The organism is Cohnella thermotolerans DSM 17683 (genome assembly GCF_000429825.1).
GTDB classification, from domain to species: Bacteria; Bacillota; Bacilli; order Paenibacillales; family Paenibacillaceae; genus Cohnella; species Cohnella thermotolerans.
Genome location: NZ_AUCP01000043.1, coordinates 1 through 23,367, shown reverse-complemented (window position 1 = coordinate 23,367; position 23,367 = coordinate 1). Strand labels below are relative to the sequence as shown.

Below are 23,367 nucleotides of genomic sequence, written 5' to 3'. Positions count from 1 at the left end.
CTCTATTCTGCTTCGGCTTATTTCGTCCCTTTGCCCGCTTCGGCGATTTTATCTTCGACATATTTCTGCATCGTCTTCAAGGTCTCATCCAGATCGACGTTCCCGCGAATGATGTCGGCGGAGTACTTGTCCACCGCTTCCGCTACGTACGGGTAATATTCATAGGTATAAATGTGCAGGGATTGAATCTCTTGTTCGTTCGACGTGAAGAACGACTGCATATAGTTTTTGAATTCCGGGCTTTGATTGACTTTGTTGCTGGCCACGATCTGCCCCGCTTTGGCCCATTCGATCGAGTTCTCGCGGATGAATTCCAGGAACTTGCCGATGCCCTGCTCCTTCTCGTCCGTCCGTTTATCGTTCTTCAGCATGGCGAACAAGTGGGAAGAAGCCCGGTTCGTGAATTTGTCGGCGGTGGTCGAATAGACGTTGGTGACGCCGAAGTTCAAGCCTTGTACCTTGGCATGCGCCGTGGAGCTCCAGGTGCCGTCGGTCGAGAACAGAACGTGGCCGCCCTGGAACATCAGGTATCCGTCTTCGCCGAACGGCGTCATCAAGCCGGCGTCGGCGATTTTCTTCACTTCTTCGTACGCTTTCTTCATCTCCGGCGTATCGACCGTCGGCTTGCCGTCCTTCTCGACGTCTCCGCCTTCGTTTTGAAGCTCCGCCAGCATCACCCAGCCGATCAGAGCGTCGTTAACGACATAGTCGCCTTCGTCCAATTTGCCCTTCAAGGAGAGCATCTCGTCAATCGTCACCACGTTATCGTCCAGGAACGATTCGGCGTTGTATTTCTTGAGCAAATCCTTGTTGTAGTACATAACATTGCTGTGAATGTCCAGCGGAACCGTATATTGCGTTCCGTCGATCGTGCCGGTGGACCACGCCTGCGGCAAGTAATTCTCTTGCTTGATTTCCGGCTGGCTGGCCAAAATGTTCGTCATCGGCTCCAGCAGCCCTTGCTTGACAAAGCCCGGGACGCGGTCGGCATGGATGATGGCCAGATCGGGGACGCCTTTGCCGGTGTTCATGACGGTCGAGATTTTCGTATACATATCCGAAGTCACGATATGCTTCACTTTATATTCCGGATTGGTCGCGTTGTAATCTTTAACCAACTGGTCCATGTAAGCGCCGTCATCTCCGGTGAGCGGAGTCCAGAACGTGATCGTCTTGCTCGATCCGCTGCTGCAGCCGGTCAGTAAAGCGGTTACCATGAGAGCCAAAATCAATGAAATGCTTAACGTTCTCTTCATACATTCTCCTCCTGGTTTTTGTTCTCCCCCATAGGCTGCCTTGCATTCCAACGTTATACCAGCCGCCCTCCTTGCGTCATGCTTCAAGAAGGGCGGGAAAACATTAATAATAATTATATTAAATTATTAATGTTTTTCGAAATTCATCATAAATCATAGCGCTTTCATCTGTCAATCCCTTTTCGACTCGTTCGCCCTTTTTTGTCCTTAGGCGTTCGTTCCATCCGCTGCCGGAATGCCGAAATCCGGCATGCCGTCGCTTGTCCAGCCGAAAATTTGAGCTCGGGTGTGGCGGTTGGGATCGTACAGCGGATCGCCCTCGATCTCTTTGTAATTCCTCGCATGGTAGACGATAATATCTTGGCTGCCGTCCGGCGAGACCGTGAAGCTGTTATGTCCGGGTCCGTATTGCCTCGTCTCTTCGCACGTGCGGAAGACGGGCTCCGGCAGCTTCGTCCAGCTCTCGGGCTGCAGAAGATCGCTCGTATCGGATGCGACAAGAAGCCCCATGCAGTAGTTCGAGTCGGTGGCGCTGGCCGAATACCCGATAAAAATTTTCCCGTTCCGCTTCAGCACAGCCGGCCCTTCATTGACGAGAAACCCGATTTTCTCCCATTCATACGTCGGCTGCGCAATCATGACTTGCTCGCCTTCCAGCGTCCAGGGGTTCCGCATGGCGGAAATATAAAGGTTGGAATTGCCGACGATCGACGGGTCCTTCTGCGCCCAGACAAGATAGCGCTTACCATTATGCTCGAAAGTAGTGGCGTCGAGGGCGAAGGACTCCCATTTCGTCTTGATTTGGCCCTTCTCTACCCATTTGCCCTGGAACGGATCGGCCGACTCGTTCTCCAGGACGAACATGCGGTGGTCGAACAGCCCTTCCACCGTCTCCGTCGTTCGGGCCGCGGCAAAATAGATGTACCACTTGCCGTCGATGAAGTGAATTTCCGGCGCCCAAATGTTCGCGCTCATCATCCCTTCGCTGTACTTCCGCCAGACGACGACCGGCTCCGCCTTCCCAAGCTCCTGAATCGTTCTCGCTCTGCGAATTTCAATCCGGTCATACTCGGGTACGGAAGCCGAAAAGTAATAGTACCCGTCGGTATGCCGATAAACCCATGGATCCGCCCGCTGGAGGACGATCGGATTAACCAACGGGGGCTGACTTCCTGCTGCGGGTTCATTCTTCATGTTGATTTCTCCTGTCTGTTCAAGCCAGAATAGTTTATGTATTTGTTTAATTATTCACTTCGATATAAATATTACAAACAGGCGGGTTTATTGTCAATTTGTTTTTATTAATTAATTTATATAATTATGAATTATAAAGGTTGCCCATACGGCTTCCGGCGTCAGCCGACGTAATCGGACATGCCGCGTACGAACCCAGTCAACGCTATTGGCTCCGAATCACGTGTTTTGAAATGGTAACGAACCTCAGCAACGCTATTCCCGGCAATCGGCGGCTTTTCCGCTGATTTTCCCCTCCATAACGCCGCTGGGATTCGTTAGATCGGCCAAGAGTCCGTTTACACGCTTTTAAGAACAATACGATTCGTTAGCGAAGCACCCCCTTCGTCGTTATGGCTGAACAGCAAAATGCGGGAGGCGGCGGGTCAAGGAACGGTCACTCTGTGTGTAGTAAGAGGGGACAAACGAAAAATTTACGGGGCGAGAAATGTCGGCCGCGTCTTCAGCCGGATGGTGTACGCGCCGTCCGAAGCTACGACGAGAGGCTTCGAAGGTCGGCAAGCCGATCAAGTCGGTGCTCGGGGAGAACGCCGAAGCAATGGCGATCCGTACGACGGCCAAGAAGCTGAGAGTCATGGGCATGAAGCGTCCGCTCGGCCCGATTCTGTTCGACGATCTCGGGCTGAAGCCGGCCGTTGGTTGGACTATTCCGCGATCGGCCTGGACATGGCGCTTGACGATGCGAAGAAGCTCTTCTCCGAATAACTGCGGGATTGCGGACGGGATGCCCGGTTTCGGGCTTCCCGTTTTTTTCCGCCGCTGCCTCGATCGTGCAATTCAATTCTTCTCCGCAAGAAGCCCGGCCAGAACGTCCGGATAATCCGTTATAATGCCCGCCACCCCGGCGTCCAGCAGCTTGCGCATCACTTCCGGTTCGTTGACGGTGAACGGATGGTAAGCGACGCCCCGCTCCGCCGCCTGCGCCACCCACTCCGGCAGCACCGCGTAATAATACGCGTGAAGCGCGTCCGCCCCGATGCGCCGGGCGTACTCCCACGGCTCGTAAAGCCCTTCCATATACAAAATGCCGGTTCGGATCTCGGGAGCCAGCCGCTTGCATTGCATGAGCGAATAATGATTGAAGCTGGAAATAATGACGCGGTCCGCCATGCCGAAGCGGCGAATCTCTTCAATCACCGCTTCCTCCAGCCCAGGATACGGGACGACGCCGTTCTTCAGTTCCAGATTGAGCTGCAGCGAAGTGGGCTTGACCAGTTCCAGCAGCTCGTGAAGCGCGGGAACCCGCTCGTCCATGAACGCCGGATCGAACCAGGAGCCCGCGTCCAATTGCCGCAGCTCTTGCATCGTCGTCTCGGCCACCAGCTTGGAGCAACCGGTCGTCCGGAGCAACTCTTCGTCGTGAATCAGCACAAGCTGCCCGTCCAACGTCATCTGAACGTCGGTCTCGATGGCCGTGGCGCCGAGTTCGATGCTGCGCCGGAAGGCGGCGAGCGTATTTTCCGGGCAATAAGCGGATGCGCCCCGATGGGCGATATTCAGAACGGCACTCAAAGGGCAAACCTCCAATGGCAATGGAAATGTAAGAAATTTCAATTCCATTATACTTCGAAACCGTTAGCAGAATGTAAAAGCCCGGAAAAACTTCCGAGCCGCCGAAGAGAAGAAACAAACGGAACTCTTGCGTAAACACGCGTTTACATTTATACTGAGCGCATTCCATACTGCAAAGGATGGGGATAAAAGGATGAGACTTGGCGGGCAAGTTTTTGTGGATCAGATGAATCCGGACTGTTGGGCGGAAGCGATGCGGCAGGCGGGCTTTCGCGCGGCGCCTTGTCCGGTCGGAGGGGACGATGTCGCCGAAGCGGAAGCTTATGCGAAAGCCGCCCGCCGGCATGACATTCTCATTGCCGAAGTCGGAGCCTGGAGCAATCCGATCAGCCGGGACGAAGACGTAAGGCGCAAAGCGATCGCATATTGCATCCGGCGGCTGGAGCTGGCCGAACGCCTCGGCGCCGGCTGCTGCGTCAACATCGCCGGCTCGCGCGGCGAGCAGTGGGACGGGCCGGACCCGGACAACTTCAGCGACGACACATTCGAGTTGATCGTCGAGACGACGCGCGCCATCATTGACGCCGTGAAGCCGGAACGCACCGTCTTCGCGCTAGAGATGATGCCGTGGATTTTCCCGGATTCCGCCGATTCCTATCTCGAGTTGATCCGAGCCATCGACCGCCCGGGCTTCGGCGTGCATTTCGACCCGGTGAACATCGTCAGCAGTCCGCGCGTTTATTACCGCACCGGCGAGATGATCCGCGACTTCTTCAAGAAGCTCGGGCCTCATATCCGCAACTGCCATGCCAAAGACATCGCGCTGCGGGGCAAGTTGACCGTTCACCTCGACGAGGTCGTCCCCGGCCAAGGCATTCTGGATTACCGGACGTTCCTCACGGAACTGAACAAGCTGCATCCGGACACCGCGCTCATCATCGAGCACTTGTCCACTAACGAGGAATACCGTCAAGCCGCGGATTACATCCGGAGAACCGCCGCCGAGCTGAACATTTCGCTTTGACGGCAACCTCCCGATGTTCCCCGTTCCGCCCGGTTGAAGCAAGGACGCTCGCCGGGCTGTTCGGGCATTGGGAAGGAGGTTTTTTGCGTTTCAAGCGCTCATCGTCGGCATGCCGTTCGTTCGGCAGCCCCGTCGCCCACGCGTCCATCCCGCCGACGCAAACAAGCCGTCTGCCCGACCTCGCGGCCCGTGCAGACGGCTCTCTTTGGCTCGATATTTTTAGGAGTCCCGTGTCGCTTGTTCCTTTGCCTTCAATCCACGAAGGGGTAAACCCAGAAGCGTTCGGTCCCGAACCGGTCGGCCAATTCCTTGTCCGACGGCTTATGGCTTCCTTGCAGCTCGGGGACCTGGAATTGGGATCGATGCGCTTGAATGGACGCGATTTTCTGCTTCACAAACGCCCGGACATCATGGATGACCGTAGGTTGTCCGATACCTTGCTCCAGATTTTTGGAGAAGGCCATGCAATGAACGGGAGGTCTCTCGCTGCGGGGCAGCCTTCCCACCGTTCGAACGACGGCGGCTCCGCACGCGTCATGATCCGGATGCACGCTGTAGCCCGGATAGAAGGTATAGACCAGCGAAGGGCGAAGCTCTTGAAGCAGAGCGCCGATCTTCTCGTCCAGCAGCTCCTGCTGTTCGAATTCAATCGTCTTATCGTGAAAACCTAGCAATCTTAAGTCCTGGATGCCGATCGCCCGGCACGATTGCTCAAGCTCCAGCTTGCGGACGGCCGGAAGCGTCACCCGGTTGGCGAAAGGCGGAACGCCCATATTCCGCCCCATCTCGCCCAAGGTGAGACAGGCGTAGGTGACATGCGCTCCGTTGCGAATATGGCTCGCCAGCGTGCCCGACAAGCCGAAAGCCTCGTCGTCCGGATGCGGCAGCACAACTAAAATCCGTTCCATGATCGTTCATCTCCTCCTGCCTTAGAAAGGCTGCCGGCTTAACTGCAACGCTACGACCAGCTTGCCTTGACTGTCGTGCCCCGCCAGAATCAACCGCTCGGTCTCGCTCTCTTCGTAATGCGTCAAGCCTTCCGAGTATACCCAGCCATTCTCCATCTTCAAGCCTACGCGATACGGACCGCTCCCGGCTATCGATCCGTGCGAATAGCGAATTTGCGCATTCGTAATGAAAGTCGCGGCCGGATGCTTCGAGCTATCGTAATGGGCGGCATAGGCTCCCGTCGTCATCTCCAGATGCACATACAAATCTTGATTTCTAAAAATATCGATTCTGCGCTGTATTTCCGATGGTTCGATTAGCTGCATGTTGTCGCCTCCAGACGTTGACCGGTTGCCCCATGTGAGGAATAGGGGTGCAGTCGCATTATACCTCATCGCTGTCCGCCTTTAAAGCGCAAGGCGGGCATGCGATAGCCGATCTTCTCCTTCGCCTCCGGCACAAACGTTGCAAGGCACTCGCCGATCAACCGATTGCCGGCCAGGCGGAGCTTAACACCAGGTTTCATCCAGATGCGCCGCGTAGTACGCGAGGCCTCGTTTGAAATACCGAATTTTCTCGTCGGAGGTGGTCTCCAGCAAGTTGGTCAATACGACTTCCATCGCTTCTTTGTAGCGCTGCGTATTGTACAAGGCCATCGCATGGAAAATCTGGAGCGCCCGGTTGTGCGGAAACTCGCTCACCCCGCGTCGCAACACTTCCTCCGCTTCCCGATAGTGCCCCAGATAGCGATACGTGCTTCCCAGGCCGAGCAGACACCTTTCCAGATCGGGTCCGGAAAGACCCAAATCGATCGCCCGCAGGTAGTAAGGAATGGCTTCCCGTCCTAATCCCGAATTGTCGTGGGCCACCCCGGTCTGGAAAACAATCTCCGCATCGTCGGGATAGGCGGCGGCCAAGTCCAGCAGCAGCTCCCGCGCTTGCTTCAAAATGGCCTGATCCTGCCTGGCGCGTCCCTCTTCGCGCAGCTGAATCGCTTCTGCCAGTCGATCTCGCGTCATCTTCGATCCGTTCCTTTCCCGATTGGAATCTTTCTTCTTATACTACCAGAAAATACAATGGCCTGGTGAAAAAAAGGACCGCCAAGGGACAATCCCTGACGGCCGCACTCTCCCTCGCGGGAGCCGCAATCGCTAACGAACACAGACAACGTTATTTGGCGAAAAAGCGGCGTTCTCGACACCCTAACGAATCGACCAATCGTTATCGGCCGGATTTCCTTCGGAAAAGGGTCCGCCGCGGGCGAATAGCGGGTTCTCGATTCGTTAATTTCTCCAACGGGCTTCCCATGGCGGAATAACGATCGCTCGGTTCGTTACGCCAAGAGCGAGAAGGCCGCTCCGCGCATTGATCTCCCCATGCCGTCCCTCCGCCTAAAGCCGCGACAGTTCGCTCAAGACTTCATCCAACTGCCCGCTTGCCATGCGGGTCATGCCGTTCTCGGCCACTTCCTTCAAGCTGGACGTGCGCAGGAATTGAAGCATCGGACCTTCGAACAGCTGCGGGAAATGCCGCTTCAAGACTTCTACGGCCGCATCGTCGTTCAGAAGATCGCTGAGGGCCGTATTCTCCGTGTAACGAGTCCGGAACAAGCCCTCATGCTCATATTCGAAGGCGTAGACGCCGGAGCCGACGGAGAGCGTGACGCCGCCCGCGTCTTCGGACGCGGAGAGAATGCCGTCCGCCGCATCGAGCGGCCGGCCGCCTTCCTTCAATCCGGCAAGCGAAGCGCCCCGCAGCACGATCTCGGCCGTCGTGTTGGCCGGAATCTCCGCATCCACCCGGATGCGCTTCCCTTCGATCTCCCAACCGGACTCGACGGTTCCATACGGCGAGCGATGCGCTGCCTTGGCATGCTTCAGCGCCTTCGTTCCGAACAGCGGCTCGATATGAATCCGTTTGAAGGCGGGAACCGCCGGATCCATGTCCAGACCGGCCAGCTTGCGATACATCCAATCGCCGATCGCCCCGTACGCGTAATGGTTGAAGGAGTTCATATCGTCGCTCCAGAACGAACCGTCAGGCTTGATGCTGTCCCAGTGCTCCCAGATCGTGGTCGCGCCTTTGGATACCGAATAGAGCCAGCCGGGGTAACTGTCCTGCAGGAGCAGCCGGACCGCCGTCTCGTGATAGCCGTGATCGGACAGGGCAAAACAGAGATACGGCGTGCCTACGAATCCGGTCGTCAGGTGGTAATCGTTCTCCACGATCAGATCGTTGAGATCTTTGGCGATGCGGGCGCGCACCTCTTCGTCCGCCAATCCGAACATGAGCACGAGCACGTGCGCCGTCTGCGTAGGCGCGGCCACCCGCCCGCTCGGTGTCAGGAACTCGGCCCGGAACGCCTTGACGATCCCGCGGTGCAGTTCCGCGTATTTCGCTTCGTCTTCCGCATGCCCCAGAACTTTGGCCGCCTCGCGCACGAGCCGGGTGGAATACGCGTAGAACGCCGTAGCGATCAGATCGCGCGGAGTCGCGCCGACATAGCTGTCTTCCTTGGCGTCGAGCCCCAGCCAGTCTCCGAAGTGGAATCCCGTATTCCACAGATGCTCGTTGTCGCCCTGCGCGCGGATATATTCCACCCATGCCTTCATGCTGGCATACTGCTCGGAGAGCAGACGTTTATCGCCGTAATATCGATAGACGGTCCAGGGGCAAATGACCGCCGCGTCTCCCCAAGCGGCCGAACTGGCTCCTCCGGCGACGTCCGGGATGACGAACGGCACGCCTCCGTCCGGATGTTGCTCCGCCTTCAGGTCGCGGAGCCACTTCGTAAAGAACGGAGCGCCCTGGAAGTTGAAGAGCGCCGTGCTGATGAACACCTGCGCGTCCCCCGTCCACCCGAGCCGCTCGTCGCGCTGCGGGCAATCGGTCGGCACATCGACAAAATTGCCTCTCTGCCCCCACAGAATATTGCTTTGCAGCCTGTTAACGCGGCTGTCCGAAGTATGGAAGGCGCCCGTCGGCTCCATGTCCGAATGCAGCACCTCTCCTACGAACGCTGTAAGCGGCAGCGAATCTCCCGGATATCCCTCCACCTTCACATAGCGGAATCCCATGAACGTGAAATGGGGGGCGTAGCTTTCCGTTCCCTCGCCTTTAGCCGTATACTCCACCGTCTGCTTCGCTGCGCGGAGATTGGGGAAGTAGACGTTGCCTTCCTTATCCAGCACCTCCGCATGCCGCAGCACGATCTTCGTGCCGGCCGGCGCTTGAACGGTCATCCGGATGCGGCCCACCATGTTCTGCCCCATGTCCAGCACCCGGTCGCCGGCGTGGGTGACGAAGCTGGCGATCGGCTTCACCCTTTCCGTCACGCGGACCGGCCAGTTCTCCTGTGGAACCAGAATGTTCATGGGCAAAGGAAGGACCTCGGCAGACGCCCACGCCTCGTCCGGGAAGCCGTCTTCGCTCCATCCGGCCGGCTCCAGGCGGGCGTCGTAAATTTCGCCGTGATAGATCGTCGAATAGAGCACCGGACCGGTCGAGCACTTCCAGGACTCGTCGGAGACGATCACGTCCTCCGAGCCGTCTTCGTATCGAACGTGAAGCTGCAGCAGCGCCGCCCGCCGATCCCCGTATTTGAAATTCCGGTTCTCGAAGCCCATCCCGCTGCGATACCAGCCGTCTCCGAGGTGAACGCCGATCGCGTTGCCGCCGGCTCGCAGCAGTCCCGTCACGTCGTAGGTCTGGTACTGCAGCCGATGCTGGTAACTCGTCCAGCCGGGGGCGAGCGCGTCGTCGGACACCCGGCTGCCGTTGGCGTACAGCTCGTAAACGCCCGCCGCCGTCGCGTAAATGCGCGCAGCCGCGATCCCGGGCTTCAATCGAAAGCTTTTGCGCAGCAAGAAGGCCGCACTCGTCCCGGGATCGATCTCCGCCGCCCGCGGCGTCATCCACTGCGCCTGCCACTCCGACGCGTCCAGCAGCGTCGTCTCGAACGAAGCCGTCTCGCTCCAATCGGATTCCCGTCCTTCGTCATCCCAGGCTTTGACCCGAACGTGATACCGGGTGCGCGACGCCAATGGCGGCCCGGCATATTCGATCTGAATGGAGGCGTCGCTCGCCGTATAGCCGGAATCCCATAGCGGAGCGGCGAAGTTCCCGTCGGCTCCGGCCACTGCGATACGGTATCCCGCCTGCATGGCGCCGCGCCGGTCCGATTCGAGCCGCCAGGCGAACCGCGGATTGCGGACGCCGATCCCGAGCGGATTCGTGCGATACTCGCACGTTACGTTCGTCACTTTCCAACTCATCTGAAGCCCTCCCCGATTCGATTTTCGAACGTGCAATTCGCTTCTCAACCTTTGATGGAACCGGCGGTCATCCCGGCCACGATCTTCTTGTTGAAGAAGAGGAACAGGACGAGCGGCGGAAGCGTAATAAGCAAGATGTTCGTAAACAGCAAGTTATATTGGGAGACGAACTGGCTGGTGAAGTTGTACAGCGTCAGCTGCACGGTCGCGTTCTTCGCTCCCGGGAAGAAATAAAGCGGGTTCGTAAAGTCGTTGAAGATTGCGACGGCTTGCGTGACGATCACTGTGGCGGTAACCGGCTGCAGCAGCGGAAAAAGGATGGTGAAAAACAGCCGGTACCCCCCGTAGCCGTCCACCACCGCGGCTTCGTCGATCTCCCGGGGAATGGTGGCCATGAAGCTTCGGTACAGCAGCACGCAGAACGGGAACCCGAGCGCCACCTCGATCAGCACCAGTCCGGTCATCGTTTTGAACAGATGAAGCTCGTTCAGCACCCAGATGGTGGGCACGATCGCCGGAGGAATGATCAGGCCGGCCAGCACGAAGAAGCCGATCCAGGGCGACGCCCTGTCTTGCCTGCGCTGCATGACGAAGGCGGCCATCGAGCAGACGACCACCGTGGCGGCAATGGACAGCACCGTCAGCACCGAGCTGTTCCAGAACGCGCGGAGCAGCATGTGGTCCCGAACGGCGACGACTTCCTTGATGTTCTGCCAGAGCTGAACTTCGGATGGCCACTCCAGATTCATGAGGGAGGCTTCCCGAGCGCTCTTCATCGCGGTCAGAACGACGAAATACAAGGGGACCCAGAAAAGAACGACGCTGGCGAGCACGGCGGCCGCCTCGAGCATCCATTTGCGAACGCTTCGGCTCATAGGTCCACCTCTTGGCGGCTCAGATAGCGCGACAGCGGGAACGCGAGCGCGGCGACGAACACGAACAGAATGACGTTGCCGGCCGTAGCCAATCCGTAGAACCCGCCCTGATATTGCTTATAGATGATAGAGGCGATTACGTCCGTTGCGAATCCCGGCCCGCCCTTGGTCATCGCCCAGATCAGATCGAACGACCGCAAACCGCCGATGAAGGCGAGGATAATGACGGAGTTCGTCGCCGGACGGCTCAAGGGGACGACGATGTTCCAGAACTTGTTCCACCCGTTGCCGCCGTCGATCTGCAGCGCTTCGTAATATTCCTCGGGAATGGACAGAATCCCGGCGATATAAATGACCGTCGCGAAGCCGATTCCCTTCCACACATCCACGAACGCGACCGACAGCAGGGCGATGCTCGTATCCCCGAGCCAATCCGGCCCCTCGATGCCGAGCCGCGCCAAGGTCGTATTGATGAGCCCCGTCGTCGGATGCATCATCATGCTGAAGGCGATGCCGACGGCGATCGTGCTGACCAGCGTGGGGAAGAACACGACGGACCGCAGGTAGCTTTTCGTGCGGAGCTTGCTGGTCAGCAGGACCCCGAGCAGCAGCCCCCCGACGACCTTCAGCGAACAGGTGACGACCGCGTAGATAAACGTGTTCTTGAAGCCGATGCTTAGGGAAGGCTCTTGAAAAAAGGTGATGAAGTTCTGCAAGCCGATAAAATCCCAGTCGGACAGCGTCCACCTCGTCAAGCTGAAGAAGAACGACATCGCCGTCGGGACGATAAAGATGACGAAATAGACGATCGCCGCCGGCAGCAAAAATTTATAGGTATAGATCCGCCTGAATACTTTGCTCATCCCGTTCCCCCCAATCGGAGCGAAGCCGCCGGCCCTGCCCGTGTCCGGCGGGCCGGCCTCCTTCACTCCGGCGGTGTTGCGTTTACCACCCTTCAAGCCCGAGCTGCTGCGCTTGCTTCTTGACGTCCTGGTCGTACAGCTCGGCAGCGCTCTCGGCTTTTCGCTTGCCGCTGCCGACTTCCACCGTAATCTGCTCGAGGCTCGGTCCTTTGACCGGAGAGACGAATTCCAGCGCCGGAGCCGTCATGCCCGGTTGGTCGAAGTAAGGAAGCATATCCTTCACGACTTGCGGGACGTTGTCCGGAATGGCCGCCCCCTTGATAACGAACGGTCCCGAAGGGGTGGATACTTTAGCGACGACCGCCATTCCTTCCGCGGAGGCGATGAACGCCAGAAACTTCTTCGCTTCTTCGGGATGCTGAGTGTTTTTGTAAATATAAGCCGCCCCCGGCATCCATACCGTCAAGCCGTTCTTGTCGGGACTGTCGCCCGGCTGCGCGAAGAAGCCGATATCGCCAATCTGATCCGGATTGTTCTGCACGATAGCGGGAATGGCGAAGGTCAGCATCGGATAATGGGCGCCCTTGCCTTCCGCGAGCATCCGCAGTCCGGCGTCGTAAGTGGTCGCCAGGAAATCCTTGTTGTAGTAACCGACCGTCTCCTCCAGCTTCTGGAAGCTGCGCAGGGCGGCGGGCGTCGTCGCGTACTTCGCCTTGTTCGCCGTATAGTCCGCGGCAAAATTGGGGTCCTGCGCCTGCACGTTGAAATAATCGGCCAGCACGATCAATTGGGAAGTCCAGGTGTCCTTGTACGTTCCGACAATCGGCGTGATGCCGGCCGCCTTGATCTTGTCGTTATTGGCCATCAGCTCGGCCCACGTTTTCGGCACGGAGAGACCGAGATCGGCATAAATTTTCTTGTTGTACAACCAGCCGCCGCCGATGGTCGAAGTATACGGAACGCCGTAAATTTTCCCGTTCGAGGTGACCGTCGGTTTGAACGAATCGACAACGCGCTCCTGGAACGGTTCGTTCGTCAAATCCAGCAAATTCTGTTCCGGATTCAACGCTTGCATAAGCGAGCCCGAGTTATAGAAGAAAATGTCGTTCATATCGCCGGTGGACAGGCGCGTTTTGACGAAGTTGTCGCCTTCGCTGCCTCCGGGACGGGTCTCGGTCTCGAACGTGATGTTCGGATTTTGCGCCTGGAAGGCTTCGGTCAGCGCTTTGGCGATGTTGACGGAATCCTGGGAGTTGTCGACCAGCAAGCTTAGCTTCACTTTCTCTTTCGGCTCTGTGGAAGCGGATGCGGAGGGGCTGGCGCCGGCGGAAGAACCGGAGCTGCCGGACGGCGAAGCCGACGGGCTTCCGTTATCGTTCGAATTGCCGCCGCCGCACCCGGCGAGCAGACCGGTCGTCAGCGCAACGCTGGACAGCAAGGCGAGAACTTGCCTGGAATGGCTCATTCGTTTGGTCCCCCTTTGAATTCAGGATTAGCGTTCGGAAGGGCCCGGGTACCCATGACCCTATTCTAGAAGAAAGCGCATTCAAGCGACATCGCCACTTTCTTTTGATTCCGTTCCGTTTTTTTTGGAATGCGCTTCGCTTCGCGCCTCAAATGGAGCCGTCCTTGAACTGGCCGGGCGTTTTGCCGGTATATTTCTTGAACACCTCCGTAAAATGGCGGTTCGTCAAATAGCCGACCTTCGCGCCGACCTCGCTCACTTTGCATCCCTTGTTCAGCAGCGTCTTGGCCATCTCCATGCGGATGCGGGTCAAGTATTTGATATACGTCTCGCCCATCACTTCCTTGAACAGCACGCTCAAGTAGGTGGCATTGAGCCCTACATGCTCGGCCGTCTCCTGCAGCGAGACGTCGCGGGTGACGTTGCGTTCGATGAAGCGGCAAGCCTTCTCGACGGCGGCATGCTTGATCCGTTCCCTCGCATCGAGGCCTTTGTCCGCAAGGAGCGCCATCTGCTCCCGGAACCATTCCGACAGCGCGCCCGCAGACGATGCCTTCCGAATCTCGATGTGCGGCATATACGGCTCGTTCGGCGGAAAGAGCGAACCGGTCCCGGCTGCGTTGCCCTTGGCCGCATCCATCGCGATATAGATCAGCTTGAGCATCTCACGTTCGGCGACGTCCGGATCGACCTTGGACGCATGAATCCAGCCGATGAAGCGGTCCACCTCGTCCATAAGCATCGCTTTGTTGCCTGTCCGCATGCTCAGCACGATCGCTTCTTCCCGATCCGGCCACCCTTCCGGCGACAGGCGGCTTGCGCCCAGCTCGCCGAACTTCATCGCGCCCTTCGCTTCCAGCAGCAAGGCGTACTTCAACGCATGAAGCGCTTCTTGATAGCTGCGCGGGGCCTCCTCCGGATTCGGATACGTGCGGCCGATGCCGACGGCCGTTCCCGCCGAGTCCAGGTCGCTCGCTATCTCGTCCCAATAGGCATGGGACAACTCCATAAAGTGGAAGACGACGGCTACCTTCTTCCCCTCGATCCGCAAATCTACCGTCCGGTAAGCGGGATGGTCCGGCAAAGCAAAATCGCCGGCCGCAGCCATCACCGTCACGGCTTGCACGTGCCGCTCCTCCTGGCCGAACGTCTCCCGCCACTTGGCTAGCGCTTCTCTCCCGTGCAGCAGCAAGTCCCAGACCGCCTTGTCCAGCAGCTCCCTTCGGCTCGCATCCCATTTGCGCTCCAAATCTTGGACGGCTTCCTTCTTGCGGATTTGCCTGAGCGCTTTGCGCAGCGCCTGCTCGATGCCGTGCTCCGTGAACGGCTTCTCCACGTAATCGGCGACGCCGAGCCGAATGGCGCGTTTGACGTATTCGAATTCGTTAAAGCCGCTGAATACGATGCAGCAGGTATCCGGCGCTTCCTCCAGAATTTCCTCCAGAAGCTGCAGGCCGTCTTTGCCCGGCATCCGAATGTCGGTCAGCACGATATCCGGACGCACGTTCCGGAATGTCTCCAAAGCCGAAATCCCGTCTCCGGCGGCGCCGGCCAATCGGATGCCAAGTCCCTCCCAGTCGACAAGGGCGCTCAGCGCCTCCAACACGATATACTCATCGTCGAAAATGACGGCTTTAAGCATGGGGCTTCACCTCGTTCGGAAATGGCTTGAAGCGGATCTCGATGCGGGTGCCGCGCCCCGGCTCGCTTCGGATGGCGAAGGAGCTCGAAGGACCGTAATAGAGCAGCATCCGCTCCTTGACATTGCGCAGACCGTAGCCTTGCTCCGTTCGGGAGACGTCGTCCATGCCTACGCCGTCGTCTTCCACGGCGAAGACCAGGAAGTCCCCATTGAGCCGGCCTTCAATCCGGATGACGCCCTCCCCCACCTTCGGCTCAAGGCCGTGGCAGATGGCGTTCTCAACCAGCGGCTGGAGAATCAGCTTGAGCATCTCGTAGCCCATCATGGAAGGCTCGACGCTCGCTTCATAGCGGAACCGCCCGTTGTAGCGGATGTTCTGAATCGTCATGTAATGCTCGATATGCTTCAATTCCTTGAAGACGGGAATCGTCTCGACGCCTTTGTTCAAGCTGAGCTTGAAGCTTTCGGACAAGGCCAGCGCCATCGCCGCCGCTTCTTCCGTTTTCCTCAGCCTGGCCATCCAATAGATCGAATCCAGCGTGTTATAGAGAAAATGCGGCTTGATCTGCGCCTGCAGCGCCCGAAGCTCCGCTTCCCGTTCCTTTAGTTTCGTATGATACAGCTGAGCGTCCAATTCTTGATTTTCCATGGCCAATCGTTTGAACGTTTCCCCGATCGCGCCGACTTCGTCCTCCTTGAACGTCCCGCCGATCGCGCGCGAGCCTTTGTTCCAATCGATCATCATCTTTTTAAGCTGCAGGAGAGGGCGGGTGATCGTGCCGGAGACGATATAGGAAATGATCAGCGCGACAAGCGCGATTAAGGAGGCGATCAAAAAGGTAAACGTGCCGATTCGGTTCGACTGCTTGAACAGCTGGCTTTCCCGGATGATATGAACGAATATCCACTGGGTCGTCTGATTGCGGAATTCACTAATCAGGTAGCCTTGCTGCTGAAGCTGAGCCATCAGTTGGTCGTAGCCGCCGGGAGCGAGCTTCGGCAGGGACTCCTCTTCCGGATAGACAATGCGGGCCGGATGGCCGGAGGAGTCGATCGCCAGAAACTGCCCGTTGTCCTGGCTTCCGTTAAAGACGCTGCCGAACATGGCTTTCGAGAGATTGGTGACGATCAGTCCGATCGGCTTGCCGTCCGCGCTCTCCGAATCCCGGAAGAGCTTCACCGTCGAGAACGAGTCGCTTCTGTCCTCCAGCACGTTGTAGCTGAGAAACACGACGCGCCCCTGCGCTTCGACCGCCTGCCCGTACCATTCCGATTGCTCGATCGCTTGCTTTTTATTCGGCGTCTCATAGATTCCGGCGTCGTCGGATCTTCCCCAGCAGTACGTTTGATAATGAAGATCGAGGATGCATAAGGAGTTGACGAACCGGGTGTCGAAGGAATTGCTGTTAATGATCTTCTGCAGCCGATTGACCGTGAGCGTGTTCATCTCGCTCAGCTCTACGCTGTTCTTGATCTCGCTCTCCCGCAGATCGTCCCGGATCTCCTCGTTCAGAACGATGAACCGGTTCAAGTTCACGATATTGCGCATTAGAAGGTCCGCCACCTCGCTCGATGTCCGCAAGTGATCGTTGTTCGTCTTCGTGTTGTTCTCCGTGAGCGTATCTTTGGCGATGTCGAAGGACACGTAGCCGAGCACGACGAGCGGCGGAAGCGAGAGCAAAATCATCGCGGCAAAAAAGCGGCTGCGGACTTTGCGGAAGCGGAACCGATTCGCAAGCTTGCGGAGGTGACCGGTCATGTCATGGCAGCCTTCCTTCCTAGACAAATAAGCGGCCTAAGAATGGAATTAGGACGCTTGAGATGGAGGTTCATTTCATTGTAATGCACGTTTCCTATTATTGAAAGCGCTTATTTCTTTGGGGCGGTGCGAGCTTTTTTTAGGCTTCGGTTGCGGAGTTTATTAGCCCGGAGGCTCTTCCTCCTCCCAACCGCAATTTCTATCCTTTCACTTCGCCTGGCTTTGCTTCCCGGCCCGGCTGGCCGTCACCCGATTTATCGGCATCGCCCGGCTTCGAAGCGGCTTCATGATTTAATACACATCGCGCATATACCGCTTGTCGCGGATCAGACCCTGCACGTAAGCTTCGCTTATTCGCAACGAAGGCATCGTCCTGTCGCGCGAGCAACTGCTGGAGAAGGTGTGGGGGTTCGATTATTTCGGCGACTTGCGGACGGTCGATACGCATATCAACAGGCTGCGAATGAAGCTGTCCCCTTACGGCCGGTTCATTCAGACGGTTCGAGGCAAAGGCTATCGATTCGAGGTGCGGGATGAGGAATAAGCCGATACGCACGCAATTTTTACTGGCATTTCTGTCGTTTATGGGCCTCCTCGTCCTGTGCCTTGTCGTCGCCAATTTGCTGTTCCTTAAGCCCTATTACGTCTGGCTCAAGACGAACGAGCTGCGGGCGCTCAGCGACCGGATCGTCGAGCAAGGAGCTGCGACCGACAGTCCGTCCTTCGAACGGATCGTGCAGGGTGCGCTTTATCGGAGCCAGGCCTCCATCGACATCTACAGCCGTGACGGCAAAACGATCTATAGCACAAGAAGCCCGAAAGACGAGAAGGAACGCCAGATGCAGGAATCGTTCGACAGCCGCGAGCGGGCCCGATTGCAGGCCGGAGAGACCATCGTCCGGGAACGCGAGGAAGCCGACCATAACATGGTCAATCTGGCGACGTACCGTCTGCTGCCGAACGGCAGCATCGTTTCTCTCAGTTCCAACATGGCGCCTACCGAAAAAAACGTCCGAATTTTCAACCAGTTTCTGCTGCTCGTCTGCGGGCTCTTCCTTGTCGTTGCTTGCCTGTGGGCGATCCAATTCGCCACCTACTTCTCGAAGCCTATTGTCGGCTTGCAGCAATTGGCTCACCGGATGACCCAGTTCGATTTCAGCCGCGGCTGGCAGGAGAAACGGCGTGATGAGTTGGGAGCTCTGGGGAGAGACATGAACAAGCTGTCAAGCATCATCGATCAATTCATTCGTGAATTGAAAGGGAAGAACGAACAGCTGGAAACGGAGCTGAACCGCAAAAACCGTCTGGAAGAAATGCGGCGAATGTTCGTCTCCAACGTGTCTCACGAGTTGAAGACGCCTATCGCCCTTATACAGGGGTACGCGGAAGGGCTGCGCCAGAGCGTCAACGAAGATGCCGCGAGCCGAAACGAATATTGCGAAGTGATTATCGATGAGGCGAAGAAGATGAACGAACTGGTCAGGGAACTGCTTCTCCTGTCCCAACTGGAGTCCGGGCAGGCGTATTATTATCCGGAGCCTTTCGACATTCAGGCGAGCATCCGCCAGACGATGACCAGACTGCGGAAATTATACGATCCGAAGGACGTTCGTTTCGAGCTTGAGCTTCAACCGAACGTCCATTGGGTGATCGGCGACGAGCCAAAAATTGCCCGCGTAATCAACAACTATATTACGAACGCCGCAAAGTTCGCCCGCAAGCCGGGGCTTGTCCGGGTGTCGCTGGAGGCGGTCGCCGGCCGGGCCCGGGTCTCGGTCTTCAATACGGGCCCCGCTATTCCTGAAGAGGAGTTGGATCAGGTATGGGAGAGCTTCTATAAAGCCGACAAAGCCAGAAAGCGCGACGACGGCGGCACCGGGCTCGGGCTGTCCATCGTCAAAGGGATCATGGACATGCATCAATCCCCTTATGGGAATTACAATACGAAGGAAGGCGTCGTTTTTTGGTTCGAACTGCCGCTGGCGGATGAGATGTAGCGGCTTGTTTATCTTCAAGGAAAGGTCGCGATCATGCGCCGAGCCCCCTTGTGCGCTTAATATTGGGAAGCGATCTCCTCGTGACGGAAGCAGCAGGTGAGATGATCCTGCACCATCCCGGTCGCCTGCATATGCGCGTAGCAGATCGTCGAACCTACGAAAGAGAAGCCGCGTTTCTTCAAGTCTTTGCTCAAGGCGTCCGAAATCGGAGTAGAAGCGGGCACGTCCTTCAGCTCCTTCCACCGGTTGCGGATCGGCCGGCCGTCGACGAAGCGCCAGATGTAGGCGTCGAAGCTGCCGAATTCCTCCTGCACCTTCAGGAACGCCGCGGCGTTGCGGATGGCCGCCTCGAGCTTCAACCGGTTCCGGACGATGCCCTCATTGAGCATCAACTCCTGCAGTTTTCGTTCGTCGAACCGGGCCACGATCTCGGGATCGAACCCGGCGAACGCCTCCCGGTAATGCTCCCGTTTGCGCAAGATCGTGTACCAGCTCAAGCCGGCTTGCGCGCTTTCCAAAGTCAGAAATTCGAACAGCTTCCGATCGTCGTGCACCGGAACGCCCCATTCCTCGTCATGATAGCGGATGTACAACGGACTGTCGTTCACCCAGCCGCAGCGTATCCGTTGGTCGGTCATACGTGTTGCCTCCTTCTTGTCCACAACGTCGATTACAATCATCATATCATAGAGGACTTGTAATCAAAAAAAGACGCTGGTTCCATCCAGCATCTTTATCAGCTTATCCTTTTGTAAGGACAACCGTTACTTCTAAGCCCAACCAAAGCATGCCCACCATCCGATAATTGCTCGCTCTTCTTTTTCAGCTTGAATACCTTTTTTTCACGTCTTCGCTACTTATGTTCAACCCCTTCCGCCACCATACACCATCTTCCATATTACGCCAATGTATGATACTATAGTAGTAGTCTTATAGAACTATACCGCTGCTGTTATAAAGGAATTTAATAGAAATCGAAAGAGAGTTGATTTATATGCTTGTGTTTTGGAAAAAGAAATATCATTGCGAATTTGGCCATTATTTTAAGCGGTATAAAATCGTTGACGGAGCGAAATGCTGCCCGAGATGCTCTAGTACAACGATTTATAAGAGAAATTCGTAACCCAAATGGATTGCCAGCGTCGCCTCCCATTGGGTTATTTGCCTGCCACCACGCGAAGCCCACTATCGGAAGCCTCTGCCTTCCTCGCACGGTACCCCGTTTTGTTTCCTGTCCTCGGGAGTCGAACATTCGGCTCCGGGAGCAACCTTAGACCGGGCAAAGTCCCGCGAATGCGTAGTCCCTTAACCTGCCATCATACGGTGACGTTGCTATAATCCCGCGCAAGCTTTTATGTGATGCACCTCATCGGGAAGCCGGACACCCCTTATCCCAATAGAGTGACCGACGAGGTGCTATTCACCATTTTTTTCCTCTCACTATATAGGCGGAACGTAAGATAAAAACGGGTTATTGGCACTCTAATAATTGGAATAAACTTTAGTCAGCCAACGTGAAATCGCAGAGACTACGATTATGCTTCCCTATCCTTATTCAAGAAATAACAACGGTGAACTAGGATTCTTTATTCATTGTGATTACTGGAATACAGGCTTTGCCACAGAAGCTTGCCAAGCTTTGATTGAGTTCGGATTTAAGCAGTTAGTTATAAAAAAGTAAGGATTAATTGTTTAAGGATTGGCAAGGCATGAAGTTTTGAAATGGGGTATCACTGCCGTGCATGGCTTGCTTTACATAGATTGTGCTTTGACAATAAAATAAGCATATACGCGTGGATTGAAACGGGGGGGAGAAATGATTCGAAGGGCGGGACGTTTTAAGCCTGTCATCTCGATCCACTGCCGAATGAGTCAGAAGCCATTTGCGCAACGCGCACTACACGCCAAATTTTGCAGTACGGGATATGTGCCAGGAGAGGATGCCCAGCATAAAGAGAAAAATGGTTTGAATACGCTTAATTTGAAAAAAATTAACATGAAGATGGGACATGCAACAACCCGCAGCAAATGATTTTCAATATACATACATCGTTCATGCAACAAGGAGTGCTGACTGAATGAAACGCCCATCGATCCGGTTTAACCGCATCCAAAACAAAATCGCTATCGGTTTTTTAGTCGTCGTAATCTGCTTTGTCTTCGAAATCCTTAGCGTGACCAAACAGCTGTCGGCTTTTCAAAAGGAGACCGAGTTTATTATAAATCACGATATGGAAGTACATAGTTTGGCTCAATCCATTGAGAAAGATCTTGTCGATATGGAAACGGGACAACGTGGCTTTGTTATAACTGGGGACACCAAATATTTAGACCCTTACTATAATGGTAAACAGAAATGGACGGTACATTACGATTCTCTTTTTAAGCTTGTTGCTGATAACCCGAGCCAACAGGACAAGCTGAAAGCCATTCAGAAGAACGTTGAAGAGTGGATTCGAGTCGCCGGCGAGAAAGTGATTGCCATGAAGAGCGCTAATGACAACAAGGGAATTCAGCAATTTTTCCAGGAGGATCCGGGAAAAAAGGATATGGACGCCCTGCGTGATCAGCTATCCACCTTCCGCGCAACGGAAAAAAAGCTGACCATGGAACGTGTCGCGGCGCTGGAAAAGAAGAACGACCAGCTTCGTAAGCAGTTGTACGTATCGCTTGTTTTAGTGATTGTCGTCGCGGCTATTTCTTGTTATTTCACAGGCGCCTTAACGGCACGCAACGTGCGCAAGGTAGGGAACGCCATCGCTGAAATCGCCTCTTCCGGCGGTGATTTAACAAAGAGAATCTCCGTGAGAACGAAGGATGAAACGAAGGATTTGGCCGATCAGACTAATTTGCTGCTGGCTAGCCTACAAAGCATGATCGCCGACATTCAAGCAAACACCGAGGAACTCGGGCGCTCTTCAACATTGCTAAAGAACGGTGCAGAAGAGAGTTCCAAGGCGTCTGACCAAATCGCCCAGTCGGTTCAACGCGTAGCCCAAGGGGCGGAACATCAAGTATCCCAAACGCAAGAGATATCCGCCATTATTCAGGAAACCGTATCGGGGTTGGAGCAAGTTGCCTCCACTGCGACTGACGTATCCGATCTTGCGCATCGTACGCAATCCGTCGCAACACAGAGCGCCAACGAAATGCGGCAGAACGCGGATAAAATCGGCCGCATCGAAGCGACCTTCTCCGAGATCCAAACGTCCGCAGCGGAGCTTGGGCGCTTGTCCGAACAAATCAGAAAAGTGGTAAGCTATATCCAAGATATTTCAAACCAGACGAATCTTCTTTCCCTGAATGCCGCAATCGAAGCGGCGCGCGCCGGCGAACAGGGCCGTGGATTTGCCGTCGTTGCAGATGAAATCCGTAAGCTTGCTGACCAATCTGCGCGTTCCACCAATGAGATTAATGAAACCATTGAAACAATGCTAGACGGCATTAACGGGCTTGTCGTGAAAGTAGATAACGGCAGCGTTGACGTAAAGAACGGTATCGAGGCAATGATCCGTGCAGGCGAATCGTTCCACACGATAATGACAGAAGTAAACACCCTCAGCGCCCAAATCATGGAGGTTGCTGCGACTGTAGAGCAAATGTCTGCCGGCAGCAAAGCCGTGGAAACGTCTATCCGAGAAATTACGAGGATTACGGAAGAAACCGCTTCGTTCTCCGAAGAAGTTGCAGCCATGACAGAGGAACAGACGGCAACGAGCCAAGAAATGCTGCAAACCGCATTCAGGCTGAGGGAAATGTCGGATTCACTACGAACGTTAGTCGGTAAATTCAAAGTATAAGCTCCACCCGCCTGATGATGGCCGGATGGGAACCGGCCGAAACGGTTTTCCCCGAAACCGGGGAAAACGTCGCGGGAACCCGCAATGCAAATTATTCCCAAACTCAAGGCGGTCACTCCCCAGGCCAAGGGCCGCGTGGAGCGGCTATGGGCGACCCTTCAGGATCATCTCGTCATCGAGTTGCACCTGCAAAGTGTGATAAAGTTAAAACCACTCCATCGCTGGAGTGGTTCCTTATGGTCTGATTCAACTATCGTTTCCCGTTAGTTTAATCAACTTATATCGCCATTGTGTGTAGCTTGTTACCCTCGGGATCCCAAAATTCAAAACCACCATGGCCATCATCTGAAATTCTACTCCTTTTTTCTTTTAAGTACCGAGATTTCGTCATAAAGTTACTTCTGCACAATCTGAATAAGGTTGCCGCATGTATCGTCGAAGACAGCTATTGTGAGTTCGCCCATTTTTGTCGGCTCCATAGTAAAATTCACGCCGTTTTCCAATAATCGTTTGTACTCTTTATTAATATCTGCAACGCCAAACATTGTTGCTGGGATGCCATCGGCAAATATCTTCTTTTGATACTCTTTGGCGGCAGGATGGTCATTCGGTTCGAGTAAAAGCTCGGTACCGTCTTGCTCATCGGGAGAAACAAGCGTTATCCACCTAAATTCTCCGACGGGAACGTCATTTTTTTT

18 protein-coding genes and 2 pseudogenes are annotated in these 23,367 nt (G+C 55.7%); 6 read left to right on the top strand and 14 right to left on the bottom strand.

The genetic code is table 11. From position 1 onward, the window contains the following. Positions 1-17: 17 nt before the first annotated feature. Entirely contained in the window at positions 18-1,256 is a 1,239-nt protein-coding gene (locus tag G485_RS0108630; RefSeq protein ID WP_027092233.1) for an extracellular solute-binding protein, read from the bottom strand. Between the two features lie 207 nt (positions 1,257-1,463). Next, positions 1,464-2,450, bottom strand: coding sequence for a glycoside hydrolase family 43 protein (locus tag G485_RS0108625; protein ID WP_035155365.1), 987 nt, complete (start codon positions 2,448-2,450; stop codon positions 1,464-1,466). 571 nt (positions 2,451-3,021) lie between these two features. On the opposite strand from G485_RS0108625, the pseudogene G485_RS30820 reads away from it, so the two are divergent. After that, a pseudogene (locus G485_RS30820) lies at positions 3,022-3,150 on the top strand (iron-hydroxamate ABC transporter substrate-binding protein); the annotation flags it as partial. 137 nt (positions 3,151-3,287) lie between these two features. On the opposite strand, the gene G485_RS0108615 reads toward G485_RS30820, so the two are convergent. Continuing rightward, positions 3,288-4,022, bottom strand: a complete 735-nt coding sequence (locus G485_RS0108615; protein ID WP_027092230.1) for a glycerophosphodiester phosphodiesterase — start codon at positions 4,020-4,022, stop codon at positions 3,288-3,290. A 193-nt stretch (positions 4,023-4,215) separates the two neighbouring features. Between G485_RS0108615 and G485_RS0108610 the strand changes: the two genes are divergently transcribed. Then, positions 4,216-5,046, top strand: coding sequence for a sugar phosphate isomerase/epimerase family protein (locus G485_RS0108610; RefSeq protein WP_027092229.1), 831 nt, complete (start codon positions 4,216-4,218; stop codon positions 5,044-5,046). 251 nt (positions 5,047-5,297) lie between these two features. On the opposite strand, the gene bshB2 is transcribed toward G485_RS0108610, so the two are convergent. The 9 genes from bshB2 to G485_RS0108565 all read right to left on the bottom strand — a co-directional run bounded on the left by bshB2 (position 5,298) and on the right by G485_RS0108565 (position 16,872). Next, positions 5,298-5,957: a bacillithiol biosynthesis deacetylase BshB2 gene (bshB2, locus tag G485_RS0108605; protein ID WP_027092228.1), complete on the bottom strand. Its 660-nt coding sequence runs from the start codon at positions 5,955-5,957 to the stop codon at positions 5,298-5,300. Positions 5,958-5,975: 18 nt separating this feature from the next. Further along, positions 5,976-6,320, bottom strand: a complete 345-nt coding sequence (locus G485_RS0108600) for a YojF family protein (RefSeq protein ID WP_027092227.1) — start codon at positions 6,318-6,320, stop codon at positions 5,976-5,978. Positions 6,321-6,503: 183 nt separating this feature from the next. Next, positions 6,504-7,013 carry a tetratricopeptide repeat protein gene (locus G485_RS0108595; protein WP_027092226.1) on the bottom strand — a complete coding sequence of 170 codons (510 nt, stop codon included), beginning with the start codon at positions 7,011-7,013 and terminating at the stop codon, positions 6,504-6,506. 372 nt (positions 7,014-7,385) lie between these two features. Further along, a complete protein-coding gene (locus G485_RS0108590; RefSeq protein ID WP_027092225.1) occupies positions 7,386-10,268 on the bottom strand; it encodes an alpha-L-rhamnosidase in 2,883 nt (960 codons plus the stop codon). A 44-nt stretch (positions 10,269-10,312) separates the two neighbouring features. Next, entirely contained in the window at positions 10,313-11,143 is an 831-nt protein-coding gene (locus G485_RS0108585) for a carbohydrate ABC transporter permease (RefSeq protein ID WP_027092224.1), read from the bottom strand. Next, on the bottom strand, positions 11,140-12,006 hold the full coding sequence (locus G485_RS0108580; protein ID WP_027092223.1) for a carbohydrate ABC transporter permease: 867 nt from the start codon (positions 12,004-12,006) through the stop codon (positions 11,140-11,142). The genes G485_RS0108585 and G485_RS0108580 overlap by 4 nt, the downstream gene beginning before the upstream one ends. A gap of 82 nt (positions 12,007-12,088) precedes the next feature. Then, the gene (locus G485_RS0108575) at positions 12,089-13,471 is read right to left on the bottom strand and encodes an ABC transporter substrate-binding protein (protein WP_027092222.1); all 1,383 of its coding nucleotides are present in this window, start codon (positions 13,469-13,471) and stop codon (positions 12,089-12,091) included. A 148-nt stretch (positions 13,472-13,619) separates the two neighbouring features. Then, the gene (locus G485_RS0108570) at positions 13,620-15,113 is read right to left on the bottom strand and encodes a response regulator (protein ID WP_027092221.1); all 1,494 of its coding nucleotides are present in this window, start codon (positions 15,111-15,113) and stop codon (positions 13,620-13,622) included. Continuing rightward, on the bottom strand, positions 15,106-16,872 hold the full coding sequence (locus tag G485_RS0108565) for a cache domain-containing sensor histidine kinase (RefSeq protein WP_027092220.1): 1,767 nt from the start codon (positions 16,870-16,872) through the stop codon (positions 15,106-15,108). Before G485_RS0108565 ends, G485_RS0108570 begins: the two co-directional genes overlap by 8 nt. A gap of 349 nt (positions 16,873-17,221) precedes the next feature. Between G485_RS0108565 and G485_RS28905 the strand changes: the two are divergent. Both G485_RS28905 and G485_RS25675 read left to right on the top strand, forming a co-directional pair. After that, positions 17,222-17,416, top strand: a pseudogene (locus tag G485_RS28905) (winged helix-turn-helix domain-containing protein); the annotation flags it as partial. Continuing rightward, positions 17,406-18,869: a sensor histidine kinase gene (locus tag G485_RS25675; RefSeq protein ID WP_084423214.1), complete on the top strand. Its 1,464-nt coding sequence runs from the start codon at positions 17,406-17,408 to the stop codon at positions 18,867-18,869. The pseudogene G485_RS28905 and the gene G485_RS25675, both read left to right, overlap by 11 nt. 56 nt (positions 18,870-18,925) lie before the next feature. Here the strand turns inward: G485_RS25675 and G485_RS0108550 are convergent, their stop codons facing one another. After that, on the bottom strand, positions 18,926-19,507 hold the full coding sequence (locus G485_RS0108550) for a DNA-3-methyladenine glycosylase I (RefSeq protein WP_027092219.1): 582 nt from the start codon (positions 19,505-19,507) through the stop codon (positions 18,926-18,928). Positions 19,508-20,406: 899 nt separating this feature from the next. Here G485_RS0108550 and G485_RS31425 point away from each other — a divergent pair. Next, positions 20,407-20,550: a GNAT family N-acetyltransferase gene (locus G485_RS31425; RefSeq protein WP_084423213.1), complete on the top strand. Its 144-nt coding sequence runs from the start codon at positions 20,407-20,409 to the stop codon at positions 20,548-20,550. 397 nt (positions 20,551-20,947) lie between these two features. Next, positions 20,948-22,669, top strand: coding sequence for a methyl-accepting chemotaxis protein (locus G485_RS0108545; protein WP_027092218.1), 1,722 nt, complete (start codon positions 20,948-20,950; stop codon positions 22,667-22,669). A gap of 395 nt (positions 22,670-23,064) precedes the next feature. On the opposite strand, the gene G485_RS0108535 is transcribed toward G485_RS0108545, so the two are convergent. Further along, positions 23,065-23,367 (bottom strand): VOC family protein (locus G485_RS0108535; RefSeq protein ID WP_027092217.1); only part of this gene is annotated, 303 nt, incomplete at its 5' end.